Origin of the sequence: Acidisphaera sp. S103 (assembly GCF_009765975.1) — a bacterium.
Classification (GTDB): Bacteria; Pseudomonadota; Alphaproteobacteria; order Acetobacterales; family Acetobacteraceae; genus Rhodopila.
On the sequence record NZ_LMUJ01000040.1, the window covers coordinates 8,729 to 12,579 of the forward strand.

Genomic DNA, 3,851 nt, shown 5'->3' on the forward strand with positions numbered 1-3,851 from the left:
TGGGGCTTTTGTGTTGACCACGGACCAGGGCGATACGGTCCGGTCCAAGGCGGTGATCGTGGCGGCGGGGGCGGGGGCGTTCGGGCCGAACCGGCCTCCGCTGGCGGGGTTGGCGGCGTATGAGGCCAGCGGCGCGGTGCAGTATTATGTCCGCCGGCGGGAGGATTTTCGCGACAAGCGGGTGGTGATCGCGGGCGGCGGCGATTCGGCGGTGGATTGGGCGTTGGCGCTGATGGATATCGCCAAGGTTGCCGTGGTGCACCGGCGGGCGAAATTCAGGGCATCTCCGGAGAGTGCGGCGCGGTTGGATGAGGCGGCTCGGGCGGGCAAGGTCGAGATGGTGATCCCGTATCAGCTTCATGGGCTGGCGGGCGATGGCGGGGTTCTGTCGGCGGTGGAGGTCGCGACCCTGGATGGGGCGGTCAAGGCGATCCCGGCCGACGCGCTGCTGCCGTTCTTCGGGCTGTCGATGGATCTGGGGCCGATCGCCGCCTGGGGGCTGCAAAGCGAGCAGCATCACGTGACGGTCGATCCCGCGACCGGGCAGACCAGCCTTCCGGGCGTGTTCGCGATCGGCGACGTGGCGACCTATCCGGGCAAGCTGAAACTGATCCTGCAGGGGTTCAGCGAGGCGGCGGTCGCCGCGCATGCGATTTTCCCCATCGTGCATCCCGACCAGGCGCTGCATTTCGAGTATTCGACCAGCAAGGGTGTGCCGGGGTAACGTCAGGTCTCCTGCTTCGATACGGCTTGCGCAATCCGGCGAACCGGAGGACGCTGCGAACTATAAAATGAAGCGGGGAGACAATAATGACCGGACTTATTCAGCGTCGCCATGTCCTGGCGGGTGGCGTTGCCGTGGCGGCGTTGCCGCGTGCCGCCGCAGCGCAGACGAAACCCATCAAGATTGGCGTGCTGACCGATATGGTCGGGGTTTACGCGGCCAATACCGGGCCGGCGTCGGTGGTGGGGGCGAAGCTGGCGATCGAGGATTTCGCCAAGATGCATCCGGACGTGAAGGTGGAACTGGTGTCCGCCGACCTGCAGTTGAAGCCGGATGTCGCGGTCGGCATCGCCGGGGACTGGATCAACAACCAGGGGGTGGACCTGATCACCGATGTGCCGCTGTCCTCGGCGGCGTTCGCCATTGGCGACATGGTGAAGGCGAAGGACAAGGCGGCGATTTTCACCGGGGGTGCCTCGGCCGATATCACCGGCAAGCATTGCGGGCCGAACCATCTGCACTGGGTTTACGATACGTGGTCGATGCCGCACGCCGTCGTCGATGCGACGGTGAAGGAGGGCGGCGATACCTGGTATTTCATTACGGCTGATTATGCGTTCGGCCACTCGCTGGAGAGCGACGCGGCCAGTTTCGTCACCGCGGCGAACGGCAAGGTGCTGGGGCAGGCGCTGACGCCGTTTCCGGGGACGACGGATTTCTCGGCGTTTCTGGTGCAGGCCAAGGCGAGCGGCGCCAAGGTGGTCGGGTTCGCCAATGGCGGCGGCGATACGGTGAACTGCATCAAACAGGCGGCGGAGTTCGGCATCCAGAAGGGCGGGCAGAAGATCGCCGGCCTGCTGTTCCTGATCCACGATGTGCACGGGGTCGGACTGGCGTCGGCTCAGGGGGTGCTGCTGACGGAGCCGTTCTATTGGAACCTGAATGAGGGGACCCGGGCGTTCGCCAAGCGGTTCACGGCGATGATGCCGGGGAATGTTCCGGGTTCGGTGCATGCCGGGCAGTATTCGGCGGTGATCCATTATTTGAAGGCATGTGTGGCGCTGGGGGTGGACAAGGCCAAGGCGAGCGGGCGCGCGGTGATGGAGCAGATGAAGGCGATGCCGACGAATGATCCGCTGTTCGGCAAGGGGGCGGTGCGTAAGGACGGACGGGTGATCCACGATATGTATTTGTTCGAGGTGAAGTCGCCTGAGCAGTCGAAGGAGCCTTGGGACTACTACATCCACAAGCGTACCGTTCCGGCGGCGGAGGCGTTCCGGCCGATCGACAAGGGTGGGTGTGATTTTTCAAAGTGGTCGTAGTTGTCCGGTATCGCGCCTCATAGAGGCGCGATACGTTTCAGGTCAGCACGGCCCTACCATACCGGGTCAGCCGTTCCGGAAGGATGTGCGCCGAGCCCGGCCGCGGGCGAAAAACAAACCCAGGCCGCCGGACAGCAGCAAAGCGAGCGAGGCAGGTTCGGGTGCCGGCTGAGACTCCGATACCGAGGAGAATGTCGGGGCGGCGGTGCTGTTGACTTGGGCCGATCCGGGGATGTTATAAAAAGTCGCGCTGCCGGTCGTCAGGTCGATCGCCTCATTATCCGTCGGGGTGCCAATCTCATAAAAGTTAACGCTGGTGATCACGCCGTCGGACACGGTGAAGGTATTGAAGATCGGGAACGCGTCCGCGAAGACGTCGAACGGAGCCGTCACCCAGTCCATTCCGGCCGGGTAACCGGTGATGACGAAGTCGGACGCCCCCTCGGTGGTGTTATCGGATGGCAGGGTGAACTCGCCGGTCACCGTACCCGATATCGATGTGGCGGGGGGGCCGTCGACGCTGCTGGTTCCGCTGACCGGCACCGAGAAGGTGAATTCCAGCGACGCATGGGCCGGCGCCGTTAGCGCTAGTCCAGAGGCCGCGATCAAGCCCGCGAAAAACGCGCCGTGGCAACGCATATGAGGTTTCCCCTGTGAAATTGTTTCGGTAGTAGTGTATTCACGCGACGCACTGTTGCGCAACGACGGATTATGCAAATATTCGTGCTAAGTTTTGGAATTGCGTCCACTTTTTAGATTATTTTGCGCGAACCGGCTGGCTCAGACAGGCCTCGCGGCGAAAAGACCGAGTCATTTGGAGTGGGACGGAGAGGATCGTGCCGACGGGCGGGTCTTTTTCTCGGGCTCTTATGAGCACTCGATCTTGGACAGGCGGTACGATGGCTTGCTATCCAGTTGGGTTCCGTACCCGCGCCAAATTCATTGGTTTCAGGCTCAGTACGACCTCGCCGTGCTGGTTCAATAGCTCCAGCAGGATGTGCAGCAGGCCGCGATCGGGTTTGGTGCGGGACAGCCTCGCGTCCTGGATCGTTGCGTGAAGCGTGAGCGTGTCGCCGGGGCGGACGGGGCGGAGCCAGCGCACCTCATCGACGCCGGGTGCGGCCAGGCCGTTGTGCGGCAGGAAGTTCTCGACGACCAGACGCATGGTCTTGGCGATGGTGTGCCAGCCGCTGGCGATGATCTCGCCAAAAGGGCCCCGAGCGGCCAGGTCGCGGTCGATGTGCATCATCTGCGGATCGTACAGGGTGGCGAACTGGATGATCTCGTCCTCGGTCATGGTGAAGGCGCCGCAGATATAGGTGGCGCCGATGGTGTAGTCCTCGAAATAGCGGTCGGTGGGCGGGGTGGTGAAGGTCAGGAACATGGGGGCCGTCATTCTGTTGCCGGTCCGTGAGCTAACATGCGATATACTGCATGACAATGAACGGCCTTAACCGGGGGACAGGCGATGGATCGCGTTTCGTGGTGGGCCGTCTCGCGGTGTTGTCACTGGCCGATCGGGCGGTGATCCCTGAGAAGGGCAGAATCGTTCGGACGGGCGCACCGGACGGGCCGGTTGCCGATCCGGCGTCGATGCACCGCCAGCTTGGGACTGACGCATGAGCCTTGTTGGCGACGATGCCGCCTTTCTTCAGGCCCTGGGTCAGCGGGTGCGGCTGTTGCGGGCCAGGCGAGGCATGACGCGGCGAATCCTGGCGGCGCAGTCGGGGGTGTCGGAGCGGTATATCTCGGCGGTGGAATCGGGGACCGGCAATGGCTCGATCCTGTTGCTGCGGGCGCTGGCC

The 3,851-nt window shown here is 63.5% G+C and carries 5 protein-coding genes; 3 read left to right on the forward strand and 2 right to left on the reverse strand.

Features of this window, described 5'->3' with window-relative positions; all coding sequences use genetic code 11:
- Window positions 1–724, forward strand: a 724-nt coding sequence (locus tag GSQ89_RS10070) for an NAD(P)/FAD-dependent oxidoreductase (RefSeq protein WP_158924610.1), incomplete at its 5' end; no start/stop codon positions are given.
- An 86-nt stretch (window positions 725–810) separates the two neighbouring features.
- Entirely contained in the window at window positions 811–2,046 is a 1,236-nt protein-coding gene (locus GSQ89_RS10075; RefSeq protein ID WP_158924612.1) for an ABC transporter substrate-binding protein, read from the forward strand.
- A gap of 66 nt (window positions 2,047–2,112) precedes the next feature.
- Here the strand turns inward: GSQ89_RS10075 and GSQ89_RS10080 are convergent, their stop codons facing one another.
- Window positions 2,113–2,685 carry a PEP-CTERM sorting domain-containing protein gene (locus tag GSQ89_RS10080; RefSeq protein ID WP_158924614.1) on the reverse strand — a complete coding sequence of 191 codons (573 nt, stop codon included), beginning with the start codon at window positions 2,683–2,685 and terminating at the stop codon, window positions 2,113–2,115.
- 268 nt (window positions 2,686–2,953) lie between these two features.
- Window positions 2,954–3,442, reverse strand: coding sequence for a MaoC family dehydratase (locus GSQ89_RS10085; protein WP_254073150.1), 489 nt, complete (start codon window positions 3,440–3,442; stop codon window positions 2,954–2,956).
- 223 nt (window positions 3,443–3,665) lie between these two features.
- Here GSQ89_RS10085 and GSQ89_RS10090 point away from each other — a divergent pair.
- A partial coding sequence (locus tag GSQ89_RS10090) for a helix-turn-helix domain-containing protein (protein WP_158924616.1) occupies window positions 3,666–3,851 on the forward strand: 186 nt, incomplete at its 3' end.